The sequence below is a fragment of the Agriterribacter sp. genome, from assembly GCF_035497235.1.
GTDB lineage: Bacteria > Bacteroidota > Bacteroidia > Chitinophagales > Chitinophagaceae > Agriterribacter.
The window spans coordinates 19,383-46,376 of the sequence record NZ_DATJEB010000052.1 but is presented as its reverse complement, the minus strand read 5'-3'; the positions used below and the strand labels follow the sequence as shown (position 1 = coordinate 46,376).

General features: G+C 42.6%; 19 protein-coding genes. 13 read left to right on the top strand and 6 right to left on the bottom strand.

What is annotated here, in order from left to right; genetic code table 11:
• Positions 1 to 4: 4 nt before the first annotated feature.
• The gene (locus VL121_RS18470; RefSeq protein ID WP_325408085.1) at positions 5 to 523 is read right to left on the bottom strand and encodes a hypothetical protein; all 519 of its coding nucleotides are present in this window, start codon (positions 521 to 523) and stop codon (positions 5 to 7) included.
• Between the two features lie 242 nt (positions 524 to 765).
• Here VL121_RS18470 and VL121_RS18465 point away from each other — a divergent pair, with 242 nt between their 5' ends.
• Entirely contained in the window at positions 766 to 3,585 is a 2,820-nt protein-coding gene (locus VL121_RS18465; protein WP_325408084.1) for a hypothetical protein, read from the top strand.
• 280 nt (positions 3,586 to 3,865) lie between these two features.
• Here VL121_RS18465 and VL121_RS18460 read toward each other — a convergent pair whose 3' ends face one another.
• From VL121_RS18460 to VL121_RS18445, 4 genes are all read right to left on the bottom strand, one after another.
• Positions 3,866 to 4,825, bottom strand: a complete 960-nt coding sequence (locus VL121_RS18460) for a phosphotriesterase family protein (RefSeq protein WP_325408083.1) — start codon at positions 4,823 to 4,825, stop codon at positions 3,866 to 3,868.
• A gap of 165 nt (positions 4,826 to 4,990) precedes the next feature.
• Complete coding sequence (locus tag VL121_RS18455; protein ID WP_325408082.1) at positions 4,991 to 6,367, bottom strand: FAD-dependent oxidoreductase; 1,377 nt, start codon at positions 6,365 to 6,367, stop codon at positions 4,991 to 4,993.
• Positions 6,364 to 6,645, bottom strand: a complete 282-nt coding sequence (locus VL121_RS18450) for a phosphoheptose isomerase family protein (RefSeq protein WP_325408081.1) — start codon at positions 6,643 to 6,645, stop codon at positions 6,364 to 6,366. The genes VL121_RS18455 and VL121_RS18450 overlap by 4 nt, the downstream gene beginning before the upstream one ends.
• Positions 6,639 to 8,774, bottom strand: a complete 2,136-nt coding sequence (locus tag VL121_RS18445; protein ID WP_325408194.1) for a right-handed parallel beta-helix repeat-containing protein — start codon at positions 8,772 to 8,774, stop codon at positions 6,639 to 6,641. Before VL121_RS18445 ends, VL121_RS18450 begins: the two co-directional genes overlap by 7 nt.
• On the opposite strand from VL121_RS18445, the gene VL121_RS18440 reads away from it, so the two are divergent.
• From VL121_RS18440 to VL121_RS18390, 11 genes are all read left to right on the top strand, one after another.
• Complete coding sequence (locus VL121_RS18440) at positions 8,775 to 8,939, top strand: hypothetical protein (RefSeq protein WP_325408080.1); 165 nt, start codon at positions 8,775 to 8,777, stop codon at positions 8,937 to 8,939.
• A 90-nt stretch (positions 8,940 to 9,029) separates the two neighbouring features.
• Positions 9,030 to 10,490, top strand: coding sequence for a glycoside hydrolase family 38 N-terminal domain-containing protein (locus VL121_RS18435; protein WP_325408079.1), 1,461 nt, complete (start codon positions 9,030 to 9,032; stop codon positions 10,488 to 10,490).
• 93 nt (positions 10,491 to 10,583) lie between these two features.
• Positions 10,584 to 11,942 (top strand): glycoside hydrolase family 38 C-terminal domain-containing protein, encoded by a 1,359-nt coding sequence (locus tag VL121_RS18430; protein ID WP_325408078.1) that lies wholly within the window; start codon positions 10,584 to 10,586, stop codon positions 11,940 to 11,942.
• A gap of 74 nt (positions 11,943 to 12,016) precedes the next feature.
• On the top strand, positions 12,017 to 12,316 hold the full coding sequence (locus VL121_RS18425; protein WP_325408077.1) for a hypothetical protein: 300 nt from the start codon (positions 12,017 to 12,019) through the stop codon (positions 12,314 to 12,316).
• A complete protein-coding gene (locus VL121_RS18420) occupies positions 12,297 to 12,527 on the top strand; it encodes an SDR family NAD(P)-dependent oxidoreductase (protein WP_325408193.1) in 231 nt (76 codons plus the stop codon). Before VL121_RS18425 ends, VL121_RS18420 begins: the two co-directional genes overlap by 20 nt.
• A 134-nt stretch (positions 12,528 to 12,661) precedes the next feature.
• On the top strand, positions 12,662 to 13,714 hold the full coding sequence (locus tag VL121_RS18415) for an aldose epimerase family protein (RefSeq protein ID WP_325408076.1): 1,053 nt from the start codon (positions 12,662 to 12,664) through the stop codon (positions 13,712 to 13,714).
• A gap of 199 nt (positions 13,715 to 13,913) precedes the next feature.
• A complete protein-coding gene (locus tag VL121_RS18410) occupies positions 13,914 to 16,151 on the top strand; it encodes an AGE family epimerase/isomerase (protein ID WP_325408075.1) in 2,238 nt (745 codons plus the stop codon).
• Between the two features lie 139 nt (positions 16,152 to 16,290).
• Entirely contained in the window at positions 16,291 to 18,804 is a 2,514-nt protein-coding gene (locus VL121_RS18405) for a right-handed parallel beta-helix repeat-containing protein (RefSeq protein WP_325408074.1), read from the top strand.
• Positions 18,805 to 18,818: 14 nt separating this feature from the next.
• A complete protein-coding gene (locus tag VL121_RS18400; protein ID WP_325408073.1) occupies positions 18,819 to 21,041 on the top strand; it encodes a DUF5703 domain-containing protein in 2,223 nt (740 codons plus the stop codon).
• A 657-nt stretch (positions 21,042 to 21,698) separates the two neighbouring features.
• Complete coding sequence (locus VL121_RS18395; protein ID WP_325408072.1) at positions 21,699 to 21,839, top strand: hypothetical protein; 141 nt, start codon at positions 21,699 to 21,701, stop codon at positions 21,837 to 21,839.
• 722 nt (positions 21,840 to 22,561) lie between these two features.
• Positions 22,562 to 24,784 carry a PKD domain-containing protein gene (locus VL121_RS18390; RefSeq protein WP_325408071.1) on the top strand — a complete coding sequence of 741 codons (2,223 nt, stop codon included), beginning with the start codon at positions 22,562 to 22,564 and terminating at the stop codon, positions 24,782 to 24,784.
• A 229-nt stretch (positions 24,785 to 25,013) separates the two neighbouring features.
• On the opposite strand, the gene VL121_RS18385 is transcribed toward VL121_RS18390, so the two are convergent.
• Positions 25,014 to 26,294 carry a TlpA family protein disulfide reductase gene (locus VL121_RS18385; RefSeq protein WP_325408070.1) on the bottom strand — a complete coding sequence of 427 codons (1,281 nt, stop codon included), beginning with the start codon at positions 26,292 to 26,294 and terminating at the stop codon, positions 25,014 to 25,016.
• A 260-nt stretch (positions 26,295 to 26,554) separates the two neighbouring features.
• Between VL121_RS18385 and VL121_RS18380 the strand changes: the two genes are divergently transcribed.
• Positions 26,555 to 26,926: a helix-turn-helix domain-containing protein gene (locus VL121_RS18380; protein ID WP_325408069.1), complete on the top strand. Its 372-nt coding sequence runs from the start codon at positions 26,555 to 26,557 to the stop codon at positions 26,924 to 26,926.
• Positions 26,927 to 26,994 lie beyond the last annotated feature (68 nt).

Genomic DNA, 26,994 nt, shown 5'->3' with positions numbered 1-26,994 from the left:
ATAATTAGCCGAACGCCGAAACTCTTTTTAGCTTTACAGTAACATGCAGGGTATTATAATTTCCAAAATCCTCCTCAAAAATCACTATTATAATAAGTTCATTGTTGTTTTTTGATAATTCATACCTGATGCGTGTAATGTCATCTTCTGTAATTTCTTCTTTACTGTCATCAGTTAAAACAATAGTGTGTGTTTTAGCATCCACGGTATAAGACTGTTCCTTGGGGCCATCCCCATCTAAGCCAATAAGAATGAATTTGTTTTTTGTAAATTCGAAATAGTAAGGAATTTCTTTTTGCAGTTCTGTAAGTATTACTTCATTGGTAATGTTTTCTTCGATGAGTTGCCCGTCTTTATACCCCTTAACCGAAAGATGCTCTCTTTGCCATTTGCCGGTAAGAGCCGTTTTTATTTCTTCATTTTGTTTTTCAGGGTCCACGGATTCGGTGTTGTCTTTTTTACATGCAATCATCCCTAAGGTTAACAGCATAAACGCAATAATGGATACGAGATTTTTTTTCATGATAATTAAATTAAACGTTAAGATTGTAACCGAAACGCAGATGATACAGGTATATTTTGTTTTGGGGCTTAATTTTAATACTTACGATAACGGGTAAACGAAAATAAATCATGAATAATGAGCGTAATACCTTCCCGTTTGGCATAGGCTATGGTCAGACAAGAAAAATTACCTAATTTGTTCATTAAGCCGCAAGAGCAACAGAAGCTTTTCAGCATTTATACACGAAATCAAATGTAAATATGCTCAGATATGTATTGTTCCTGATTGCCGCTTGTTCGTGTTTCAATGTGGATGCACAGCCTATTCGTGTTGATACCCTTCCACTGTATAACAAAGCGCAACTACGCAGCAAAGCCGACTGGCTGGTAAGTAATGCCGGCCGGCAATCCGCGGTATACAAAACACCCGAAGGCCATATGGCGCTGAGCAACGGACTAATAACAAGAACTTTTACCATGACGCCTAACGGTGCAACCATAGGGCTGGATAATTTAGTTACCAATGAAGCGCTGGTTCGGGCGGTATCGCCTGAAGCGGTATTGTGGATAAACGGCCATGAAATAAAAGCGGGCGGGTTAACAGGTCAGCCTATTGGCAACTATCTCTTACCCGAATGGATACCTGAAATGAAAGCCGACCCTTACAGTTTAAAGCTGGTATCATACGCCACATCTCCCATCAAAGCACGTTTTGAATGGAACCGCCGTACCGAATGGTCATCGCAGCAACTGCCATGGCCGCCCAAAGGAACAGAGGTTGCCTTTACCTACAAAGCCGATGAAGCCGTTATCCGCAATTTTCAAAACCTGAATGCGGGTGATGCCCAAAGAGAAGTTTTAATGAAAGATGATTTTATTACACTGTCGCCCAATTGGAATATCGTTACGATCAATGCAGCCGCAAATGCTTTTAATAACGAAGGTAAGGCCGGCGAAATAATGGCGCCTGCTAATGCAGTGGTGTTTGGCGAACAGCCTTTACCTGCCGGCACAAGAGTGATCATATGCAAGCTGAATACAGGCACGGATCAAAGCAGCGGGTATGGTCCTGGTATTGCGCTCCAGTTTGAAGAGGAAAAATCATCCAAATTCTATCTTTCTCCCCGCAACAAAAAATTTGGAATATTTCATGAAGGTAAAAGCCAAAGCTTCGAAGGCTTTGACCCCGGCAAATCTTATTATTTGAAAGTGCTGCTGGCTACCGGCAAAATGATATGCAGCATATCAGCCGATGGTAAAAACTATACAACACTTACTGAATTGCCCTATGCAAATATGCCTGCGCATATCCGTGTGGGTAAGACTGATCCCCGCGGTGGCAAAATGGTACGTGGTGAAGCCGGGGCAACGGGGCGCAGTAAAATAGAGCAGGTATTGCTGTTGGGCGAATCCGGCGAAACGCATGCGGATTTTGATTTTCTGAGCGGACTCACCGTAAAAGTGCATTACGAGTTATACGATGGATTACCCCTGCTGAGCAAATGGGTGAGTGTGGAAAACAACAGCAAGCAGGAAATTATAGTAAATAATATAAAAAGCGAGCACCTGGCAGTAACAGAGGCAGAAAGCGCGGTAGAACATAAAGAGCGCTGGGAACTGCCCCCTATATTTACAGAAAGTGATTTTGCGTTTGGCTCCATGTCGCCCAATGCGGCGCAAAACGCCTGCGTAGAATGGCAAACCGATTCTTCCTACACCACCCAGGTAAACTATGCACTGCAAACCCCTTCACTGCTGGTGTGCATGCCCAAAACCGGGATGGGGCAGGAGCTGGCTATGGGAGAATCTTTTGAGAGCATGCGGCTGTGGGAGCTGGTATACGACAGCTACGACAGGGAGCGGAGAGGATTAAGCGAAAGAAAGCTATACCGGACCATCGCACCGTGGGTAACCGAAAATCCCGTCATCATGCATGTAAGCAGCGCTGCGGATGAGCCTGTTAAAAAAGCAATAGATCAATGCGCGGAAGTAGGGTTTGAAATGGTGATCATGACTTTTGGCAGCGGATTTAATATTGAAGATACTTCGCAGCACAACCTGCAGCGTATGAAAGCGCTGAAGGAGTACGCGAAATCAAAAGGCGTGGCCCTTGGCGGATATTCGTTGTTGGCCAGCCGTTCCATCAACGCAGCAAACGATGTGGTAATGCCCGAAGGCATGAAGCCTGCATTTGGCAGCTCACCCTGCTTAGAAAGCAAATGGGGACAGGATTATTTTAAAAAACTGTACCGTTTTTATGAAACTACGGGGCAGGATCTGCTGGAACATGATGGCTCTTATCCGGGTGATGTTTGTGCTTCCACTGATCATCCGGGTCACAGAGGCCTGGAAGATTCGCGCTGGAAACAGTTCAGGGAAGTACAGGAATTTTACCAATGGTGCAGGAGCAAAGGCATTTACCTTAATGTGCCCGACTGGTATTTTTTAAACGGCAGCACCAAAATAGCTATGGGCTATCGCGAAACGAACTGGTCATTGCCGCGGGAACTGCAGGAAGTTATTGAGCGTCAGAATATATACGATGGCACCTGGGAAAAAGCACCTTCTATGGGCTGGATGTTTGTGCCATTGGTACAGTATCATGGCGGAGGTGCTGCGGCTACTATAGAACCATTGAAAGAACACCTCCCGCATTATGAACAGCGTTTGGCCAATTTGTTTGGAGCGGGTGTGCAGGCCTGTTACCGTGGCCCGCAATTATATGATGCGCCTCAAACCAAGACCCTGGTAAAAAAATGGGTTGATTTTTATAAGAAGCACAGGCGGATATTAGACGCCGATATTATTCATCTGCGCAGGCCCGATGGAAGGGATTATGATGCCATACTGCATGCCGATCCGCATGGTAAAGAAAAAGGCTTGCTAATGATATATAACCCGTTGAACGAACCCATTACCAGGGAAATAAAGGTAGACCTGTATTATACCGGGTTAAAAAACCGGGCTACTATAAGTGAAAATGACGGGGCGGCTAAAAAAATAACGTTAAACGGCACAACAACGAACTTACGGGTAACCATACCTGCTAAAAGCCAGCGGTGGTTTGTATTTATGCCATGATGCTGGCATATCACTGAAAAGCGGTTGGGTACCCCGGTTCATGTCTTAAACATTAGTTCTACCTGCCACCGTTTTGTCGAAAAATCTATGCCCGAATTTAATAACCCATTGTACCAAAGGCACATTCGTATATTCGTGGCTTTTAAAAAGATATTAGTAGCATATCTTCTATACCAACCTTTTAAAGACAGGCTCATCTTTAAATATGAATAGCAGATGTATTTCTCATGATTCAGGCTTTCTTCCGTAGCATTTCTTAATATCCCTTTTAGTGTTGTTATTAAGAAAATGAATACAACTGCGCCGGGTTTTTAAAAAAAATATTTTCGTAATACTCGCCCAAGCCCATCTTTTGGAGATCATCTTTAAAGGTAGTGAGCAAAAAATTCAATCCGGGCTTGCCGCCGTAAGATAACCAATAGCTGCTTTTAGCGGCATCCATTCCCATCGTTATCTGATCAGGAAAGTCAGGCAATAAAGCTTGCAGTAGTTTGTAGGTCCGGTTCTCTTTTTCTTTCCATCTGAAAGCACTGTCGTATTCTACTTTTACGCCGGTTTCAAGTAAGGCCCGGTTGTATTCAATATCCTCGCAGCGATCAACATGTGAAATCACCACATGCGCTAAATGAGCGCCCAGCCTTTCAAATATATTCACCTGGTCAATGGCATGTTTGCCAAAATTGGAATGGGTTAAAATAGGCACGCCGGTTTCCAGGTGGGTGTTCACTACCGCATGAAATATTTTCTCCTGGTGGGCAGTAATCTTTTCATCACCGGTGGCCAGTTTGATCATACCGGCTTTATGCGTGGTGCGGTTAACAAAGGGACCGTTATAATCATTGGCGTCAATTCCAATCATTACATCATCTATAAATAAACGGGTCAATTGTTCTTCGGTATAAGAATATCGCCAGTGATTGGGTAAGTAATACTTTTCAAGATGAATGCCGGTAGGTGCTATAATGTTTACACCTGTCCTGCGGGAAATTTCAGCCAGTTTGAGTACATTACGGCCGCAATCGGCGGGCATGGTGTCAACTATCGTTCGTCCCCCTGTTTCGTAAAAGTTTTTTAACTCCTCCGAAATTTTATCTACATCGTTCAAAAGGAACAAAGGATTTTGCAGGGTAGGATAACTTTCCTCAATAACAATATGTTCATGAGCATAGGTCAGTCCCATTTCAGCAGGAGAAATATCTCTCAGAACAGTACGTACAAATGGAATATTAGTTGATTGCATATTTAATGTTAAGTTAAGACTATTATACCGCAAACAATTGTGAGACGGGAGAGGTGAGACATGAGATTTTCACGTTTAACATCTGACGTTTCACGATTAACATAGCACCAGATTACTTATGGCTTTCAACCATCGCTTCTGGCTGAATGATGATCAAAGATTGCTTTACCTGAAATTATTTCTCCAGCCATTTCTGCTTGTATCTGCCAAAGTTTGAGGAACCTCCAGGATGGTTCCGGTTTGTAGCAGTTTGGATTGTAATTTAGAAATCTCAAGGGTATGAGCAGCCATGTCTTCATCCAGGGAAAGTACAGCGGCAAGTCCCGCAGCCTGTCCCATACTCATCGTTTGGGCCATTGAGCGGCATGAGGCATGGGCATCATGCGTAGCAGAAAAACAACGGCCTGCCACCCAGGCCAATTCGCTCCCTTTAGGCACAATTGTTCCATAGGGAACTCCGTATACTCCATTGTCAGGAATGTATTGCCAGAACGTTTCACTTTCCCCGTTTTTGGCCTTTCGATGATCTTCAATAGGCGCCCCACATAGAAAAATGCTGTCAGGGAAAATGTTGCCAGACAGACAATCATCCTTATTGAGGCGGTATTCACCGTATACACGCCTGGTTTCCCGAACCCCAATCTGGTGTGAAAGCCCGATAATCTTTGATGCTTCATACCCCGGAACTTCGTTTCTAAAAAACTCCTCGAAAACGAATGCCTGTTTGCGCCCCTCTATCTCAGCCTGGGTGAGCTCCTCCGCATTTAATGCATTTAAACCGCCTACTTTCACCGCCACTGTGGATATACATCCTTTTTGGCACATTTCATGAGCCGACCCTTCTTTCCGGGGCAATGCATAGCTTCCTGTTTCAAAAGCGGTTTTCATTTTTTCATTCATCATTTTTTTACCGCCGGTCTGTTCAAATTTTTCTAAGTTTACATTGCTCATCCTGAAAGTAGTAGTCATGCTTTGAGCAGGCGCTGACTCACCGGCAACTTCATAAGAAAATCCTCCCAAATGACAAAAATCAGCATCGCCGGAAGCATCAATAACTCTTTTGGCTTTAACTTTATAAAACCCACTTTTATTCCAGAAAATGCAACTCTGTTTTTCTGCCTCTTCCTTTACCACGTCAACCAAAGTAGTATGCAGCAAAAAACGGATACCGGCTTCCATGATTTTTTGATCCCACACATATTTTAAACGCTCCGGGTTATAATTGACGCCAGTTCCCGCTCCGTAAGTATTGGGACGCAAAAAAATATCCCCAGTTTCATTCAGTGTATTTACAATCGTATCCGCTAAACCTGCCACAATTTTTTTGGATGTTTCCCCGGGGGTGAAAAAACCATAAAATGTATCGAGCATCTGGGTAGATGTGCCGCCGGGAAAACCGTACCGTTCAACCAGCATTACCTCGTATTTCCGGCTTTGTCTTGCAGCTAACGCAGCTACACAACCAGCCGAACCTGCGCCTATTACCAGTATATCCGTTTCGGCGAGTAAAGGAATTTGATGATGATTAATAAATGCTGTCATTGTATGCGTTTGTATTTATTAATGAATAAAAGAAACCGGCTTTTCTCCAAATGTATATAATGCTGCCAGGCGATGCGCATGTTCATCATAAGCGCTTTCAAATAACTGAACAGCCCTTTCTGCCCCACTATAGCTGCACTACTCAATACTTTAGGTGGCTGCCCGGCTATGGTGAGCAAACGGGCTACTTCAGCTTTGGTCGTATTAATAATCAACACTCCTCCAACTGCAGACCCGGGAGATACGGGCGTTTCTATGTTGGGTATCTTTATCACCACACTTTAATTTTCACTACCCCGTTTCCCGGGTTTTCAATGGGCCCCGGTGTGGGTTGTGCAGCATTTCTTTTCTTTCCTGTAATGTCCGTATCAATGCTGAGCGCCGTGCCGTCCGGGTTTTCATAAACCGCTTTAGGCAGTTTGGTTTTTCCCAATACAGCGGTTGTGATTAATTGGGTATTCATGGAAGGCAGGTTTTCGTCTGAAATAAACTGCAGATAAACATTGGCGCCTTCTTCGAGTAATTGCAATCCGGGGTCGAAATTGTCTTCCTGTATAAAGTCCTTTTCTTCATTCCAGGGTTGTGCGCCATGGCTGTACACGTTGTTGTTAATCCATACAGGCCATCGGTCACTGAGATTGGTGTGCGATTTTGTTTTTGGGACGTTGGGATCTTTGTTATACACCAGCATTCCAAACTTTTGATTTTTGTATTTGACAGTATCATTGCCTTTGCCCACAAATACATTATTGTAATAACGGTCATCGCCTGCTACTACAGTGGCCAGTCCGGCTATAGCTGTGCTATGTGGTAAATGGTAAGGCGTAAAGCGGCTGGGGTCCGACCATACGATCATACTGCCTGCAAAAAGATTGTGTACAAATGCGCCACCTTCCGATTGCGTGGCAAGGCTTTGGTCCGAGAGCATAATGTTATTGTCCACGAGGTAAGGCCCGTGGTCCACTTCAAAAAACATGTCCTGCCAGTCGTTACGGTATAATAAGTTTTTAGAAATCCTGGTACCCTGCGCCATCCAGTCCATCCAGAAGCCGAATGCGCCAGCATCATGAATGCGGTTATTTTCCAACACCACATCAATAGCTGCGTGAAGTTTGATGCCTGCCAGTTCTGCACCGGAAAATTGTTTTTTCTGATGTATGTTGTAAATGTGATTGTGCTGAATAAGACTGAATGCGGCCCCAAAGCTTCCACAAATGCCAGTTTGCCCGCAATTGTAAATGGTATTGTTTCGTACAATATGTGAACCGATGTTTTCTTTATTCCATCCGTTTCTTAATACCCTGAAGGTAACTTCAATGTAATGCAATGAACCATCGTAGCTTGGGTCTTTTGACCACACATCCTGACCCGTGCCTCTTTCTTTGCCCAGTGTAATTCCAGAACATTTGCTGTCATGTATCGTATTGTTTTCAATGATCCATCCTTTGTTCCAGTGGGTGGCAATCATGCCAATTTGACCGGCAGTAGGCGCGCCCCATTGTGTGGCTGCCTGGCTGATGTCAAATCCCTGGATGGTAAGATAATTGATACCTGTTTTTTCGGGATAAAAAACCGTTTTACGAATACTGAGCTCCGTTAATGCTTTTGTAGGATTCAGGTTTTGAAAATTGGCGTAGAGTGTAGTGCTGTCGCCATTTACTTTGCAATGCCATTTATATAATGAGCCTTCCTTATCCCTTGTTTTTTCAAACGGCACGGGCCTCATCACTTTTTCAAGACTGTCGGTTTCGTATAAAGACTTTCCATTGATAAACAGATCGGCGGTGTGCACTTTACTGAAATTATCGCACCAGTCGCCATACACCAAATCATTACAGGCGTTATACTCTTCAAAAAAAGAGTTGGGCAGAGACACTTGCCATATTCCTTTCTGCATTTCTTTCCATCCCGTAATAGTTTCTGAACCTTTTAGTTCAACTTTTTCACCGGGAGCAGCACGATAAGTAATACGCTTATCATTGCCTGTACCCCCATTTTTGGGATTAATCCATTCTCTGTATATACCTGCATGAACGGTGATGGTGTCTCCCGGCACGGCAACCTGTGCAGCAAAATTTATAGTGCGGAATGGTTTCTCAACTGTGCCAATATAACTATCGCTGCCATTAACTGATACGTGGTATTCTCTTGAATAACTTTCATAACTGGTACAAAAAGATAATAGAAATAAAAGGATCAGTTTACTTTTCATGATATGATACATTGTTTGGTAATTGTAATGGTATTTCAAACCGTTGTTTTCTATAACCAGGTCTCCAAATAATTCTGCATTTCTCCGGGAAGTTTTATTTTCCTGGTCTCCAAATATATATTTGATTAGCCGGAATATAATATCGCGGATGCATTCCAAATTGTCACCAGCCGGGGCAGTGTCTTCACCGCCCACATGAAGCAAAGTAAGGCGACAATTTGGAATGCACCCCTGGGCGTAGCTGCCGCCCTCCTTATTTTTGCGGCTTTATGCGCCGTCTATTTTGTTTATCTCAAATGGAAAGTGCCGGAAACAAAGGGCAAAACGCTGGAAGTATTGGAGCTCCTGTTAACGAAGTAACGTTTTAGTATAATATTGCAAAAGATTTAGAAAGCCTGTTTTAGAATAGCACCAAATATTTTTTTAACCCCAAATTTCATCCTTGTCAATATGAGTACCTTGTTTAAATTGCTGTTACTGTTAACGGTTTTAATGACAGCATCTGTTGATAGTTTTTGCCAGTTAGCTATACAAAACATCCAATGCATACCACAACCTGTATATCGTTATCGGGCCGATGGTAAACCCGGTCGTGAAGTTTTAATTCAATTTTCAGGCGATAAACTTCTTCAGAAAGCAAAAGCCGAACTAAGCGGGAAAGGGTTTAAGGAATCAACTGAAATTGTACCATCTGCTACCGGTGATACGGTTGCTACGGTGTTATTGCCGGGTGGAGTGGGAGTTGAAAAGGAAACACTGGTAACGATAAACCTTAATGTTGGCAAAACAAAAATAAAAAAATCTTTTATAGTTTCCCCGATGCGGTATTGGACTATCTATCTCTACAATCATTCGCATGTGGACATTGGTTACACCAATACGCATAAAAATGTAGAGATACTCCACAAAACCAATGTGCTTGAAGGAATCAAACTGGCAGAAGAAACCAGGCATTTTCCTGAAGGTGCGAGGTTTAAATGGAACCCTGAAGTAACCTGGCCGGTGGAGCGTTTGTGGAATACACAACCGCAGCAAAGAGAGAAAATTATCCGGGCGATTAAGGATGACCGCTTAAGTATTGATGCCAGTTACCTGAACCTGAATACCAGCGTATGTGCCGATGAGGAATTGTTTCATGCTTTTAAGTTCAGCAGAAAACTGCAACAGTTGAGTGGCACACCCATTGATGTTTTTCAGCAGTTTGATATTCCCGGCATTAGTTGGGGGATAGTGCCGGTATTGGCGCAGCAGGGAATCCGCTATGTGATAGCCTGGCCCAATACCGACAGGGCGGGCAATGCGCATAAAAACATTGACCGCTTTCCTTTTTGGTGGCTGGGGCCTGATGGTAAATCCAAAGTACTTTTCTTTCAGCCGGGTAGTTATGCCAACAGCGGCAGCATGAATAAAGGCGGCGCCACAGGCCGCCCCTGGTTTGGACAGCGGGATCCGCTGAAAGTGCCTGCCGTTATTAAAACGGGAAGCGCCAACGTAAACTTTACCGATAAGTTAGTGCAGATGGAAAAGGAAAAGTATCCTTATGATTTTATGGCTTTGTCCTGGTCGCTTTGGGATAACAATCCTATAGATGCGGATATACCTTATGCTGTGAAAGACTGGAATGAAAAATATGCATATCCCAAAATTATCATTTCCGGCGGAAGAGAAATTATGCAGTATATCGAAACCAATTATGGCGAACAGCTTCCGGTTGTAAAGGGCGACTATACCGAATACTGGACCGATGGCCTCGGCACCGCCGCCGGTTTAACAGCCATGAATCGTAATTCCAAAGAGCGGTTAATACAGGCCGAAAAATTATGGACCATGCTTAATCCTCACCGCAGTATTCCAAGAGAAGAATTTGATGAGGCCTGGCGCTATATCGCATTAGGATCAGAACATACCTAGTGCAATGAAAACCCTGCGGAACCTTATTTCCTTGATGCGATCTTTAAAGTAAAAAAAGATTATTTCCACCAGGCTGATGAACGTTCGCAAACATTGTACGATGATGCCCTGGCGCCCGCCACTGATAAATCGGATGGAGCCTTAGGTCCTGCAGGCGGGCCTTCCGCCGGCGGAGTGGCCGTGTTCAATACCAATTCCTGGAACCATGGAGGACTTATCACACTCAACAAACTGGAGAGCAGTTGGGGCGATAAAGTGACGGATGAACTGGGCGCTGAAATGCCTTCGCAGCGATTAAGCACCGGCGAACTTGTTTTTTGGGCGGGCGGTATTCCTGCATTGGCTTCAAAGCATTTCAGGGTTGTAAAGGGTAATAGCAATGTTACCTCAGTTTGTAAGGTAAATCAAACAACGCTTGAAAACGGATTGCTGAAAGTGACGGTCAATGCGGCTACGGGAAATATTACTCAATTAATCAACCTGAAAACAGGCTACAATTATGCCGATGAAAAAACAAATGGATTGAATGCTTTTTACTGGCTTCCTGCCAATATAGATGCACCGGTGGCAGATAGCAACATTAAGGTAACGGTAACTGAAAACGGCCCGCTGCTGGTGGAAATGAAAATACAATCGCAGGGCAGGGGTGTACGGTCTGTGAGCCGGGTAATCCGCCTCGTTGCTGGGCAACCCTGGGTAGAGATTAAGAATACAGTGGATAAACTGCCATTACCGGCCAAAGATGGAATTCATTTTGGTTTTGGCTTTAATATTCCCCATGCAAAAACCAGGGTAGATATACCCTGGGGAGTGATGGAGATAGATAAAGATCAGTGGCCGCAGGGGAACCGCAACTGGATTGCTTTACAGCGCTGGCTCGATGTATCGAACGATAAACAGGGCGTAACATGGTGCTCCTTAGATGCGCCTTTGTTTGAATATGGAAAGATGACAGCCAATATTGCATTAGGCTGGGGAAGCAAAGGACCATGGGTACAAAAAACAGAACCTTCTTCCTCTGTTTATTCCTGGGTGATGAACAATCACTGGCATACCAATTTTCCTTTAACACAGGAAGGCCCGGTTGATTTTCGTTACCGCATTATGCCGCATGGCACTTATGATGCGGCTGCGGCCAATCGCTTTGGTATGGAGCAGGCACAGCCATTGGTACATGTGATGGCCAATAAAGATCCAAAGCTTTCTCCTTTTGTTAATATTGACAATGATAAAGTGGTAGTAACAATTTTGAAATCAACAGATGAAAGCAAAGCAGTTATATTGCGGCTGCGTTCATTGTCAGATAAAGCAGAAACAGTAAAGCTGGATTTTTCAACCAGCAATCCTAAAGCTGTTTACCAATGCGATACAGAAGAAAACCCGGGTAAACAAATTATAGAAGATATTTCGCTTTTGCCCTTTGGCATGAGTACCATTAAGGTAGAATTTTAAAAAATCAACTACAGGATAGTCTATCTTTTGTATCGGTTTGTATATTTTTATTAAAACAGGCTGCCTAATTTCGAATGCGTCTTTTCGGTAAAGGATGGTTGTATTTTCAGTCAACTGCTGTATACAACTATAGCTTTGCCGGTGAAATGGCTGACTATGCCGGAACACCGGGTATTACTGCCGCCACATACCTGCAGGCGATTGCCGGTGTTTGTTTAGGGCTTGGATTTTTTAGTTTTTGCGGTTATGACTTTGTTTCAGATGTCTTATATTTGTTTGTACATATATACATAATCCCATACAAAGGGTTAAGTCCTTCGGAAATGGAAATAATATTTACAAGCTTCCTGTGTGATGAAAAAATTATTGAATAAAAAAACGATTGTAACAGGAGCCGGGGAAGGTATCGGCCGGGGAATTGCCGAAGCAATGGCACAGCATGGTTCAAAACTGGCCATCTGTGATATCAATGGAATAACCCTCGCCCAAACCGCTCTTCAATTGAAGCGCCATGGAACAGCGGTGTTCAGTAAGATGGTTGATATACGAAACGAGCAGGAAATTACTGACTTTGTTAGTCGTTGATGAAGTATTAAGCGTAAGTCTCAGGGCGCCTGTCTTATGCAGCCGGGAAGTGTTGCCTTATATGAAGCAGGAAGGCTACGGTTCCTTAAGAAATTATGAATCAATAGCACCGTTCGTTTTAATATCTTATAAGCATGAATAAATTTAATATTGATGTTACTGCATTTGGAAAAACACAGCAAGGCATTGCTTCGCTCATCTGTATGAGCAATGGCGTTGTTGATGTAACCATTACAAATTACGGTGCAACGATCGTTTCCATTGATACACCTGATGTTTCGGGAAACAAAAAAAATATTACAGCCGGATTTTCTTCGCTGCAACCTTATCTCAGCAATCATCCTTACATTGGCTGCTTCATTGGCAGGTTTGCCAACCGCATTGCGAATGGCAAATTTTATCTCAATGGCAGGGAATACCAATTGTCCATCAACGATGGGCTGAACCACCTGCACGGAGGACCGGGAGGATTTCACAGACAGCTTTGGGAAATAAAAGCGATCATTAGCGAAAACGATAAAGTTGGCGTGGAATTATTTTATCTGAGTAAGGATGGCGAAGAAGGCTATCCGGGAAACCTGAAAGTAACGGTGAAATATTTACTGGATCATGCGGGTCTGTGCATTTTCTTTTTTGCCGAAACGGATATGCCTACGATTGTGAACCTTACCAATCACACTTATTTTAATCTTTCCGGTTTTGACGATGGAAGCATAATCAACCACCGGTTGCAGATATTCGCCGATGGCTATCTTGTTAAAAATTCAAATAATATTCCTACGGGAGAAATCGCCCCTGTAAAGGATACGGTGTTTGATTTTATATTGCCCAAAAGAATCGGAGAGCATATCGGGCAGCTTGCAGAAGATATAGGGTACGACCATGATTTTGTATTGAACACGAAAAACGGAAATTTGGCTTGCGCAGCAGCGTTGTCAGATCCTTCATCCGGGCGGGTGTTGAAGGTTTATTCAAACAGTCCCGGCGTTCATATTTATACTGCCAACTGGTGGGATGGAACACTGACAGGCGCACAGGGAAAGCTTTATCGGCAACACGGCGCTATTGCACTGGAAACACAGGCTTTTCCCGATGCGCCCAACCATGCTCATTTTCCGAATGTGGTTTTGCTGCCGGGGGAGTTGTATCAGGCAACCACCATTTTTGAGTTTCAAACTATTTCCTGATTGGTTGTACAAAATTTTTCGTGATGATAAAAAACTATTCCCCTTCACGACAAAAGAAAACAGGTGTTCCTTTGGAAGAACCGTTGAAACCGGCCACCCATTTTGATGCACCAGATCCACCTATTTTTAAAGAACCCTGAAATCCTGGCTTTGAAGATTCACAATCTTGTTCCATCTATAAATACTCAAATAAAACTTTATGAATAAAATACAGATTTTTGCCATAGGAATGCTGATTACATTTCAGTCTTTTGGACAAAATCCGGCAATAGGCATAACCGTTAGTGCCGGGGTGTTCAGGTATAATGGCAGCAACCCGGTGAGGCAACAATTATTTCAGTTTCAAAACAATCGTTCCGTTGTTTCATTCGATGGCGCCGAATGGGAATGTAAAAGAAGCAGCGGTACTGCAATGGGCAATGAATCGGTTTATTCTTTTCATGTAACAAAAGGAAATGCTGTAAAAGCAGGGGCGGCTATCAGCTTTTTATTTAATAACTGGTCAACGGATAACTATGTCATTGTGCCTTCTGCGGCTTACAATGGCAATCGTTTTGATGTACTCAACTATCCGTATGCGCCATTATTTAAATCAAAAGATTATAACAAGCATCTTCCTGTAACCATTACTAACGTTCCCCGTTTAAATAAATATGCGGGCGAATCAAGGATGGATTTGAATACCGGCGATATGTCAACCCCCGCCATCGGTATTTATTTTCCCAAAACGAAAAAAGGTATCTGGATACTCACAGAGCAGGCAACGGAACTGGGCAACAGTGTTTTTGTGTTTAAAGAAAATGAAAGCCGTACCGAAGCCGTGTTTACAATTGCCGCCCCTTCTGTAAGAAAACTGTATTATTCTATGACTAACCTGTCTCCATCAAATGAAACAGGTGCAGATTTAAAAACGGGAGAGAAGGTTACGATCCGTTACAAAGTGTACACATTCAACGATCTTTCTTCACCCAAAGATTTAAATAATAAATTCCTAAGCATCCGCAAGGCTTATGGCACACAAACCCGTGTGGACCAGCTTCCGTTCAGCAAGGCTTTTGAGTTGATGGAAAGGCAGGAGAACGAGTGGTGGGATGCGAAAGACAGTATTTATACATTGGGCGGGGAAAGTATCAACATGCACTGGCAGCTTGGCTGGGTGGGCGGATTAATGGTGACCTTGCCGCTCAGCGAAACAGGCAGTGATAGCTCCGCAGGGAGAGCCTACAAAAACTATCAAAAAATATTAACGCAAACCCAGTCAAAAAGCGGTTTGTTCTATGGCTGTGGCGATGGAAAGAATTGGGTGAGCGATTGTTTTGGAACTCCACATCCCGATAACCTGCACCTGTTGCGCAAAAATGCCGATGCACTTTATTTTGTATACAAATATGCTTTTTCACAAAAAAACAAAAACCGCAACTGGCAGATGCCGGCTGACTGGAAAGCCCCTTTGCAAAAACAGGCAGATGCTTTTATAAAGTTGTGGAACGAATATCACCAGTTTGGCCAGTTTGTGGATATTGAAACCGGTGAAATTAAAGTAGGCGGAAGCAATAGCGCTGCAATGGCAATAGCCGGTCTGGCATTGGCATCAAAATTTGAAAATAAGCAGCAATGGCTGGCAGTGGCAAAAGAAGCGGCGCGTTATTATTACAACAACTTTACGGTGAAAGGCATTTCCTGCGGCGGACCAGGGGAAATTCTGCAAAACAACGATGCCGAATCTGCTTTTGCCATGCTTGAGTCGTTTGTAACGCTTTACGAAATCACTAAAGAAAAAGAATGGCTAAAATATGCCGAAGATGCAGCCGGGTTATGTTCCACATGGATGGTAACATACGATTATCAATTTCCATCTGCTGCTTTGTTTGGACAATTGGATATGAAAACTACCGGAGCCGTATGGGCCAATACGCAAAACAAGCATGGCGGGCCGGGGATTTGTACGGCATCGGGTGATTGCCTGTTAAAACTGTACCGCGCTACAGGTAATAAATTATATCTCGGCATGCTTTACGATGTGGCGCATAATATCATGCAATACATTGCCCGTGCCGACCGGCCTATTAAGGATCAGCATGTAGGATGGATTAATGAAAGGGTGAATCTGAGCGACTGGGAAGGGAAAGAAGATATTGGCAATATTTTTTATGGTAACACATGGGCGCAGGTAGCCGCTATGCTTACGGTTGCAGAGATACCCGGCATCTACATTAATCCTGCAAAAAAAGAAATAGTGACTTTTGATCATGTGCAGGCAAAACTGTCTGGAGAGCACCTGATTGTTACCAACCCTACAAAGTTTGATGCTTCTGTGCGGGTATTTATAGACAATAATCCTGCAAAAAGCTATCCGCAGGGATTTATTTCCCGTTGCCCGCTGGTGCAGGTAAAAGCAGGAGAAACAAAAACCGTTAAACTGCCGGCATTAAAGTAAGGAACAAAAACTATGAATTGGGTTTATAACAACGGGTATTTACAGGTTATTGAATTGTTTGTCTGGTATGCCATAGCGTGTTAAAAGAAAAGCTTCCGTTGTTCGATTAGAATAAATAATGCTCAAATAAGTTATGACTATGTTACTACAATTAAATAAGATCGGGAGAGCGATAGTTTTTTTATTACCGCTTTTCATGTTAAGCCCCATGGCCGTGCAGGCTCAGTCAATTGAGTATTTCGTTTCCTCCAACGGTAATGATGCCAATGCAGGTACAATAGCAAAACCTTTCCGAACCATTGAAAAGGCAAGAGATGCTGTCAGGATAATCTTATCAAAAAATTCGGCAGGCCATATTACGGTGTTTCTGAGAGGCGGTAATTATTTTGCAGACAAGACCATCGCATTCGATGACCGTGATGGAGCGGCGAATGCGATGGTAAAATATGCCGGGTATCAAAATGAAAAAGCCATTATCAATGGAGGTATTCCTATTTCAGACTGGCGGAAATATAAAGGCAATATTTACCGGGCAAAGCTTCCCCGGCAGTTGCTGGGAAAAAAATTTTACCGCCTTTTTGATAATGGACAAAGTGCTGTACTTGCCCGCTATCCGAACGCCGGCGAAGGATTTGGGAAAGGATTAAAAACGGTTAGCAATACCAGTTTACAAGTACCCGCATACTGGAAGAATTACGATTTCTCCAATGCGCAGATTTATGGCTGGATTGGCAGCAACTGGTTTGCCGAGTTGAGAGCTGTTGAAGATTTTAATAAAGACAAACTGCTGCTTACTGTTGATCCCGGTTCAAAAAATTTTGGAGGGCTTAACGGCCGGGTTTACATACAGGGTGTACCGGAATTGTTAGATGCAGAAAATGAATGGTGTGTAAAAAACGATTCCGTTTATTATTATCCCTCTTCCAGGTCTGACATCAACAGGCGTTTAATACTTGCCCCTGCAACCGAAAGAGTCATTGAAGTAAAAGGACGTTCAACAAGGGAATTGATACAAAACCTTTCATTTGAAAATTTATATTTCTGCGGTTCAAACTTTACCAATGCCTGGCGCATTTTTGAAGGTGAGAAACATGCCACCATGCCAACGCATTTGCAGGAAGGATTGATCTATATTGAAAACGCTAAAAATATTTCCATAAAGTATTGCGACATCAACGGGGCAGGGCACAGTGCTGTTTATATCAACAACAAAAGTGAATCCTGTACAGTATGGGGCTGTCGTATTTCTTATGCCGGTTTTTGCGGTATTTATGCCAACAGTTATATGCCTGGCGAAGGCGGGGCAGATGGCGTGAATGCATATATTAACAAGCAGCATAATTTCTCTAACAATTATATTTTCCAGTGCGGTATTTCTGTTGGTGGAGGTTGCGGCATCCAGCTTTTTCAAAGTGGCGACAACCGCATTACGCACAATGTAATCAGGGATATGCCCCGTTATGGAATTTCTTACAAAGGTATTTGCAACAGTATCCTTGTTGCCAACCCGCAACTTTTTGGAAAAGGATTTAACTACAGTAATCATTACGATGTTATTCACTGCCGCAATAATTATATAGGTTTTAATGAAATTTACAATGTATGCCGCAGCAGTTTCGATTTTGGTGCCATAGAATCCTGGGGAGGCGGAAGTGGAAATGTATGGGATAATAATGCTATTCATGATATTGACCAGAGTGTGGACTGGGACGGCTGGGCGCACGGCCTTTTTACAGATGATGCCAGCGATTTCGTTACACTAAAAAACAACATTGTTTTTGAACTGAAGGGAGGAATGGCAACAGGAGCCGTCATGGTAAAGTCCATACAGCAAGAGGTATCAAATAATATTTTTGCAGACAATGCCATTGGCAGGGCGGCTACTATGACGCCTTATGCAGAACCGGCAATGAACAACATTATGCGGAAGAACATCTTTTATCATTCCGGCGAGATGCTGTATGATGTGGATAAAAATTCATTTGGAAAAAGTTTCCACGGATATTATAAAAATGCCTTCAATGAGCAAATGGTGAGTAATCAAAAAGTATTTGCACAAGTGGATTCTAATCTTATTTATCCCGGCTACCGTCAGTTGGATACAATAAAAAAATATGGATGGGATATTCATTCTGTAGGAGCCGACCCCTTATTCGATAAAAAAAATGAACAATGGAATATTACTTATAAAGATTATCGCTTTAAAGCCAATTCGCCTGTTGCTGCTATTGGTTTTTCTTCTGTCAATTATGACAGTATCGGTTTGCTTCCCGGTTTTCCCTTTGAAACGCAATTACCTATTGATGCCGGTTCGCTGATACAGGCCGAGGATTACAACCGGATGAAAGATTTGCGTTCTTCGGGTTCCACCGGAATTTATAAAATGAAGTGGGGTGCCTGGGCAAAATATGAGAATATTGATTTTGGGAAGAAAGGATTCAGTAAGTTTCTATGCAGCGTAACACCGGCTAACCCTGGTATGGGCGGAAAAGTTTTGTTTGAAATACGTTTGAACGCTCCAGACGGAGAGCTGATAGGCAGCATTAACGCCGGAGAAATCCAGGCAAACATAAAACCTGTTACAGGCGTTCATACAATATTTTTTGTATTCCGCCAGGATATACTGCTGGATAGTTTCAGATTCTTTAATTGATTAATCTCATTGATATGAAAGTAAAAAACTCCTTTTTCCTGATAATGCTGAGCGCCTTGTTCATTCCGCAATTGTTATCAGCACAGAAAAGTAAACTAAACGATTACAATGTTCGCTGGACTACTCCCGGCGTTAATGCACAAGGCTCCATGCCTATCGGCAACGGCGATATTGGCGCTAATGTGTGGGTAGAGAAAAACGGCGACCTGGCGTTTTATATTTCGAAGACCGATGCATGGAGCGAAATAGGCCGCCTGCTGAAACTCGGTAAAGTGGTGGTATCCCTTACGCCCAACCCTTACAATGAAAAAACATTTTCACAGGAATTGAAACTGGAAAATGGAGAAATACTTGTAAGCTACGGCGATACCAAAATCCGGTTTTGGATAGATGCCAATCACCCCGTGATACAGACCGGTATTACCAGCAAAACACCCGTGCAGGTAAAAGTGACTTATGAAAACTGGAGAAAAGAAAAACGTCCCATTCCGGGCCAGGAGGGAAATTCGGTTTGGGGATTAGGTCCCAATCAGTGGTCGAAAGATTGCCGGGAAGATGTTTTCCAGGATGCCGATATGATTATCGAAGGAAATCGAAATAAAATTTTGTCTCTTCATCACAATACCTATTCTATTTTTGAAGAAGGGCTGAGGGTACAGTCGCTTTCCGGTTTTAAAAATGGAATGGCCGACCCGCTCCTGCACCGCAATTATGGTGTGATGGTTGCGGGCACGGGTTTGCGCAATCTTTCCGATACGGTATTGGTAAGCGGCAATGCTGCTAAAAATTTGCAGATACAGGTTTTCCCGCTTACACAAACGGGTACGGTTGATAGTTGGCGGCAACAGGTGGAAAATCAGGCATCATTTATACAGGTAATGAATATGCAAAAGCGGATGGCTGCACATAAAAAATGGTGGAAAGATTTTTGGGATCGTTCTTACGTTTTTATTTCATCGAAAGATGCGGCTGCTGATAAAGAAGCTCAAATCGTAACACAGGGATACATTCTTCAGCGGTTCATTAATGCCTGTTCCGGGCGGGGTCATTCGCCCATTAAGTTCAACGGAAGCATTTTTACCACAGATACCTATAATCGAAAAGGCCAGTACAGCGGATACGATGCCGATTTTCGTAACTGGGGAGGATGTTACTGGTGGCAGAATACAAGATTACCGTATTGGAGCATGATTGCCTCCGGCGATTTTGATTTGATGCGGCCTTTGTTTAACATGTATATGGAGGCTTTGCCACTGCGAAAAGCAGCCACTAAAAAATATTATAACCACGATGGGGCGTTTTTTCCAGAGACCATGAATTTCTGGGGCACCTACGCCGACAGCGATTACGGTTGTAACCGGGACAGTGTGCCCGATGGATATACCAACAATCCCTATATCCGGTATTACTGGCAAAGCGGGTTAGAGCTTTCGCTGATGATGGCCGATTATTATTCCTTCACCAAAAGCAATGCGTTCGCTGAGGATACTTTAATTCCTTTTGTATCGGAGATACTCACCTTTTATAACCAGCACTGGAAGCGGGGCAGCGATGGCAAAATATTGTTTGATCCTTCTCATTCACTTGAAACTTATCACACAGCGGTGAATCCGTTGCCTGAGATAGTGGGTATCCGTAAGGTGGCTGAAAAAATGCTGGCATTGCCAGCGCTATTTGTAAACAGTGAAAGAAGAGTGGAGTGGAAAAATTTGATTAATGATCTTCCTTCAGTTCCGCTTCGCACAATTGAAGGAAAACCCCTGTTGGCGCCTGCTCATGAATACAGCAACAAAGCCAATGTAGAAAATCCTGAAATGTATGCAGTATTTCCTTACAGGGTTTATGGATTAGGCAAGCCTGGTTTGGATATGGCCAAAAGAACCTTTACATCGAAAGTACATTTTGAAAACGGAGGCTGGCAGCAAAATTCCATACAGTCGGCTTACCTGGGGTTAACGAAAGAAGCTAAAAAAATGATTGTGGAAAGCTTTTCCACTTATGATGAAAATTTTCGCTTCCCCGCATTCTGGGGCCCTAATTATGACTGGACACCGGATCAATGCCACGGTAGTGTAGCAATGATAGCGCTGCAGAGAATGTTGCTGCAATATGAAGATGAAAATATTATATTGCTGCCTGCCTGGCCAAAAGAATGGGATGTGCATTTTAAACTGAATATTCCCGGGAAGAAAACGTATGAAGGAGTGTATGAAAATGAAAAACTAATAAAAAAATAAAATGGAAAAACCAGCCTGTATTCTTTTTCCTGCTGTTGCCGGGCTGTTGTAATTATTTACCGGCGCAGCAAAAAGTTTCCATAGCTCATTTTGGAGAAGTGCCTGATAGTACGCCTGATGTTACCAAGTGTATTCAACAGGCAATCAAAGCCTGCCGTAATTACAAATCTGCTATATTGGTTTTTCCAAAAGGCGCCTATCATACTTGCCCGGGTAAGGCGCTAAAAAAAGAATAACAATTTCACCATTCACTTGTACGCGTTTTCCCGTAGCGGCCAAATGGAAGCTTAAGCAGCGGCAGGAAGGTGTTGGTATCATCTCAGAAAAACCCATAGCAGGGTAAAACCCAGGCGGATAATATTTTCTCCGGGATGTTCCCTAAATATTGTAGACACATCTACCACAGCATCGCTGTGATGCACAATATGAAACATCCAAAGCCTTTTTATCTTATGATATACATGGAAAAAACGGAACTAACGCGAAACAGCTATAAGTATCTTTCCTGTTGCTGTTCATTTTAGGGTTTGATTCAGAATGTCTTCAGTGTTTGTACGCAATCTTGTAGCTAAACTATTGTTCTGAAAAGGCAGGAGTTGCCCAACCATTTTTAGAGGATGTATATCTTATTTATGTAACAAATCATCGAAACTATAGGTGGTAGCAACATTCGATGCCAACAGCCAGGATGCCGGTGAAGCGCCTTCCTTTATTTCACGATACGATGAAAAGGAACTCGTTAAGCTGGTGCAAACCCTGCTGCCCGGCTACCGCAACAGCCATTTTACGGATGTATAATAACCGGCATTGGTTCAGGATTATTTTACCCGGCGCGGTATCGGTATGCTGTCAGCCAAAGTATGCTACTGGATATACCCCATTATTAAAAGAAACCTGCTTAAGCATAAGGCCGTTAATACATTGATAACACCTTATTATCAAAATCATGAAGCAGGTATGTCGTTGGTGTACAGCTTTAGCAGGTAAGCCAATCTTGAATGAGTACAAAGCGCAAAGAAGGGTTGAGTGCTATTGTGTGCTTAAAACCATAAAGAACAAATTATACTATGTTACTACAGGCAGACGATTCATACTTCAGCGTAACAAGCTGTAGAATCAATACTGAGTACAACAACATTGTCGAACTTTTATTTTTCTATCAGTCACTCTGATGAAGGAGGAGTCTGTTTTCACTACGATCGGATGGGTGAACGTGCCATAGCAGCGTGCATGTTATTTCCGTAAAGACCAGGCCGCGCCGCATGAAATAAAAAAGATGTACAGTTGAGATTGCCGTGAAATAGCTCAGCACAGCATTTAAAAGCTGATCTTAAAGAACTTCTAAGCATTAAAGATCATATTGCTTAAAAAAGTATTATATTTATTCACCTTAATATTTCGTCCCTCTGATAACCCGCAATGCTCCTCTTCCGCTCACAAGATTTTTCTGGAAGAAATACCGCGGATAACGAAAACCGTTTTGATATTAATACTTTTTATAACCTTATCAATTCAAATTTATGAGACACTTTTTTTATCCTCTGATTCGCTTTAGGGTATCGAATTATTTAATTTTCATTTCCTGCACTTTATTATCATCCTATTCATATTCGCAACAAACTCAAACGCCAAGATATGCGCCATTGTCTCCTTATTTAGACAGCGCAATAGGAGGTTATTATGAATCTTTACCTGTTAATTACAACATAGATACAACTAGAAAATTTCCTCTCATCATTTTTTTACACGGAGCTGGTGAAAAAGGTAATGGATCTTCGTCTGTCCTTCCAAAGCTTTTAACTAGCGGCGTACCTAAATTAATTAATGAAGGAAATTTCCCTGCTTCATTCTTAATGGATGAAAAAGAATACTCCTTTATTGTTATTTCACCACAGATAAGTTCTTCGGTAACAAATAATCAAACATCGGTTCCTGTTATTAACCGTGCTATTGCAGCTTTAATCAATCGCTGTAAAGCTCTATACAGGATTGATGAAGAACGTATTTATTTAACAGGGTTAAGTTTTGGTGGTAGAATGAGTTGGTACGAAGCATCGGCAGCAACAACAACTGCCGATAGCCTCGCTGCTGTAGTATTAGTTTCCCAGGCTGCAACAGCAACACAAAGTGAAGCAAACAGGGTGGCTGCATCAAACCTTCCCACCTGGGCTATTCACAATATTTCAGATCCAACAGTGCCATCCAGCAGGTCCATTAATCTTGTAAATTTATTAAATAGTGCCAGTACGCCACCCTCTCCGCTGGCTAAATTAACTATTTTTAATGCATCCGGCCATGATGCGTGGACTAAGGCGTATAATCCTGTAAATATCATTGATAGTGTACGGGGGTTAAATGTATATCAATGGATGCTTCAGTATACTAACAGGAAACTGATAGCAAATGCAGGTCAGGACCAGGCAATTACCTTACCTCAGGACAGTACGATTACGCTTAGCGGAGAAAAATCCATGGCAAGAAGTGGAAGAATTTCAGGTTACAGTTGGGTAAAGCTTTCCGGTCCCTCCTGCACTATTGTTTCGGCAACAAATCCAATAACTACCATTACCGGAATCACTGCCGGTACTTATACGTTTGAATTAACTGTTACACATACCAATGCTACGACAGCGAAAGATACTGTTGTAATCAGTACGCAAACCCAAACACCTGTAGTACAAAATATTCACAGCAATATTGGAGGATATTATGAGTCATTGCCCGTACTCTATAATAAGGATAGCAGTAAGAAATTCCCACTTCTGATATTTATTCACGGTTCGGCAGCTCTTGGAGATGGGTCTCTTGCACAGTTACCCAGAATACTGAATAATGAAAGCGGCACCACTTTACCAGAGCGTATAGCAAATGGAACATTTCCTGCCAGTGTTGAGGTAAACGGAGAAAAGTTCTCATTTATAGTAATTTCTCCCCAACTTAAAAGTGGGGCGGGAGCCATTAATTCGAATCAAATTAAAGCCTTAATTGACTCATGTATCACCAAATATAGAGTTGATACCCAAAGAATATATCTTACCGCATTGAGCATGGGAGGAAAATTTGCCTGGCAATATGCAGGAGATTCTTTGAACTACGCAGATCGTTTAGCAGCAATGCTTTTGGTTAGTCCAAATATCGTTAGTCCATTTAGTCCGAGAGCAGCAGTCATAGCTGCTTCAAACCTGCCATTATGGATACTCGGTAATTATAACGATACAACTACATCTCAACCGTCTACATTAAAGACAATAACAAATTATGTGAATTCACACAACCCCACTCCTCTTGCGAAACTAAACATTCTCGACAGCGGTGGACTGTATGGTCGTGATTCATGGACACGAACTTACGATCCTTCTTTCAAAATGGACAGCGTTAATGTATACGAATGGATGTTGTCATACACGAGAATCCCATACTCCCCAAGGATAATGCAAAAAACAGGAAACAATACTACTATTCCCAAACCTGATACATCGAATACTTCACTTGACATAACACTTAGTCCTAATCCAGCAAATAATCAAGTTAAGGTATGGATCACAGGCAGGGAAAAGGGATGGTCAAGTTTAACCCTGCGTAATATGCAGGGACAAAGACTATCACAACAATTTTTCAATAAGGATGGGGAAAGCCCTATGAGTAGAGTTATAAATATAGCTAATCTGCCTGCTGGGTATTACACAATACAATTAATAGTTGGAAGAAAACATGTGCGTGTAATAAAATTGATCAAGCAATAAGAGTTGAAAGATATAGTAAAGCTTTGTCAAACAGCCCGGGTAAAATATCCGGGCTGTTTGGTTACATGATACTGGTATTTTATTGTTCCGACGGGCCTTAATAATTTTGTTATCCCGTGCAAGCTGAGCCCCCGGCGAGACCCGGAGGAGTCGTAGCAGCACACATGTCCTTTATATGAAGACTTCGCCTCGACTCAAAAGCTCTCAGGTACTTTACTGAATTCACCGCTCACTTATCCTTTATCACAAACACCTCTATCGTTCGTTCTGCTTCCTGTAGATCCAGTCCAAACTGCTGAAGTCTTTTGCGTATCTTTTTAATGTCGGTGAACCCATCGAGGAAATCAATATCAACATTACCCGTGTACCCGGTTTCATTGAGCACAGGCAACGTTATCGCGGGGCAATTGTTCAGCCTTGATATAAGATAGCGGATCTCAGCATTTTTTAAATAAGGATTGTCTTCACTAAACAGCCTGCTTTCTGTTTTTCCACCCTTGGTTTTAAGTTTATTGTTTTTGTCAGTAGAAACCAATGCCATACAGGTAAGCTTTCTTTTTTCCATTTGACCATAATACTCTGAATAACGGTTCAATTCATGCAACATATAAGGATAAAGACTGTCTGATTGATTTACCGGCACAATTACATCAAGGCTGTACATATTTACTCTGTTCCATTTATCGCGCTGTTCGCTGGGTGGTGGAGCAATCAATAGGCTAGGGTCTTTTACATCAAGCATGAGTTTGTTATTGGTAAACTCCCTGAACATCTCCCGGAAAATTGTTTTATACATTTCTACCAGTGGTGTGTTGGTAATGGCATGACCGTGTAGTAGATTACCCGTTCGATGCAGGCGATTGCCGCTGCCCAGCCCGTCAAATCTTCCTTTCAGCAATATCGAATACCGAAGCATCTGCCCAACAGGCAAATCAGTATTGGTAAACAAAGGTCTATCTCTGTCCTGGTCTCTTTTCATCGGAAAGGCTACTTCCACACCATCAAGCACCGCCCTTATACTGGCAGCAGTAACCTGTTCGGCGGAAGTGGTAGCGATCACTTTGCCAGTACTGTTGATCCATACATAATGCGGAATAAGGTTATGCGGGAACAGCGCGCCAAATATGCTGTCGTTCACCACCGAACGCAGGCGTAGGGGCTTTCCGGTTCGTTCTTGCCATTTTTTAAAAAAGCGGTTGACCTTTATCGTATCATCTCCCGAATTCCTGGTGTTGACCAGTACCACCTGCAACCTGTCTTTAAATTCATCCTGAAGCGTTTCCATTTTGGGGAAAGCTTTAATGCAGGAGCTGCACCAGGTGGCCCAGAAATCGAGGATGGTAAGCCTGCCGCTGTTATCGGGAAGGAGGGCGGCACCCACCATATCATTAAAAGCATAGGTATATTGAACAACGGGAATGGTTTCATTTAATTGAAGCGGGCGTAAGGTTTGAGCATACAGGCTGCTGCACAGCAGGCATGCCATACCCCATATAAATTTAACTGGCATAGTTAATTAAGTTGAAAAAGTAGCGTAATGCCCCCGGTATGCGGAAGAACGGGGATGATGGTTTGTGCAGACCTGTATTGCGGAAAACGAAGATGGCGCCAATTGCCTGATTACAAAAATTTAATAAAGGATTTTGTATCCGTAATTTAAGGCTGTTATCCTGTGGTTGCCGGTTGTTAGGAACCGGTGCTGTCAAACAGTTAAATATTTTATCCTGGTTGACGTATTCGTTTTTTTATATCTTTATCCAATAATTTTATATGGCAACCACCACTTTAAAAATATTAAGAGAAGTAAAAGGCTACAAGCAGGAAGAAATTGCAGATGTGCTGGGCATAAGTCAAAATACCTATAGCCGCCTGGAGCGTGATCCCAAAAGCCTTACTGCTGAACAGGCGCAGAAATTGGCGGAATTTTATAATGTTGGTATTGGTGATTTGCTGTCTGAGGCAATACCTGTTATTACATTCCATCAGCCTAAATTCGACAATTCTAATATCGCGTATCTTAATCAGGTTGAAAATGATTACCGGCAGCCCGGGAATATGTCTGAAATTAATTCACTTAAGGAAGAGATTGAATACCTGCGCCAGCAGAATAAAGAGTTGATTAAAGCTTTAGGAAGAAAATAATGGTATAAGCTGTACGCGCTGTAAATAATCATTCAAATAGTGTGGATATTGTCGGCTCATTTTGCAAA

Coding starts and splice junctions, on each gene's coding strand:
- VL121_RS18420 (WP_325408193.1), top strand. CDS start 12,297: ATGAAAAAATTATTGAATAAAAAAACGATTGTAACAGGAGCCGGGGAA.
- VL121_RS18380 (WP_325408069.1), top strand. CDS start 26,555: ATGGCAACCACCACTTTAAAAATATTAAGAGAAGTAAAAGGCTACAAG.
- VL121_RS18440 (WP_325408080.1), top strand. CDS start 8,775: ATGAAGCAAAGTAAGGCGACAATTTGGAATGCACCCCTGGGCGTAGCT.
- VL121_RS18415 (WP_325408076.1), top strand. CDS start 12,662: ATGAATAAATTTAATATTGATGTTACTGCATTTGGAAAAACACAGCAA.
- VL121_RS18410 (WP_325408075.1), top strand. CDS start 13,914: ATGAATAAAATACAGATTTTTGCCATAGGAATGCTGATTACATTTCAG.
- VL121_RS18400 (WP_325408073.1), top strand. CDS start 18,819: ATGAAAGTAAAAAACTCCTTTTTCCTGATAATGCTGAGCGCCTTGTTC.
- VL121_RS18405 (WP_325408074.1), top strand. CDS start 16,291: ATGTTACTACAATTAAATAAGATCGGGAGAGCGATAGTTTTTTTATTA.
- VL121_RS18435 (WP_325408079.1), top strand. CDS start 9,030: ATGAGTACCTTGTTTAAATTGCTGTTACTGTTAACGGTTTTAATGACA.
- VL121_RS18465 (WP_325408084.1), top strand. CDS start 766: ATGCTCAGATATGTATTGTTCCTGATTGCCGCTTGTTCGTGTTTCAAT.
- VL121_RS18460 (WP_325408083.1), bottom strand. CDS start 4,825: ATGCAATCAACTAATATTCCATTTGTACGTACTGTTCTGAGAGATATT.
- VL121_RS18455 (WP_325408082.1), bottom strand. CDS start 6,367: ATGACAGCATTTATTAATCATCATCAAATTCCTTTACTCGCCGAAACG.
- VL121_RS18470 (WP_325408085.1), bottom strand. CDS start 523: ATGAAAAAAAATCTCGTATCCATTATTGCGTTTATGCTGTTAACCTTA.
- VL121_RS18390 (WP_325408071.1), top strand. CDS start 22,562: ATGAGACACTTTTTTTATCCTCTGATTCGCTTTAGGGTATCGAATTAT.
- VL121_RS18385 (WP_325408070.1), bottom strand. CDS start 26,294: ATGCCAGTTAAATTTATATGGGGTATGGCATGCCTGCTGTGCAGCAGC.
- VL121_RS18425 (WP_325408077.1), top strand. CDS start 12,017: ATGCGTCTTTTCGGTAAAGGATGGTTGTATTTTCAGTCAACTGCTGTA.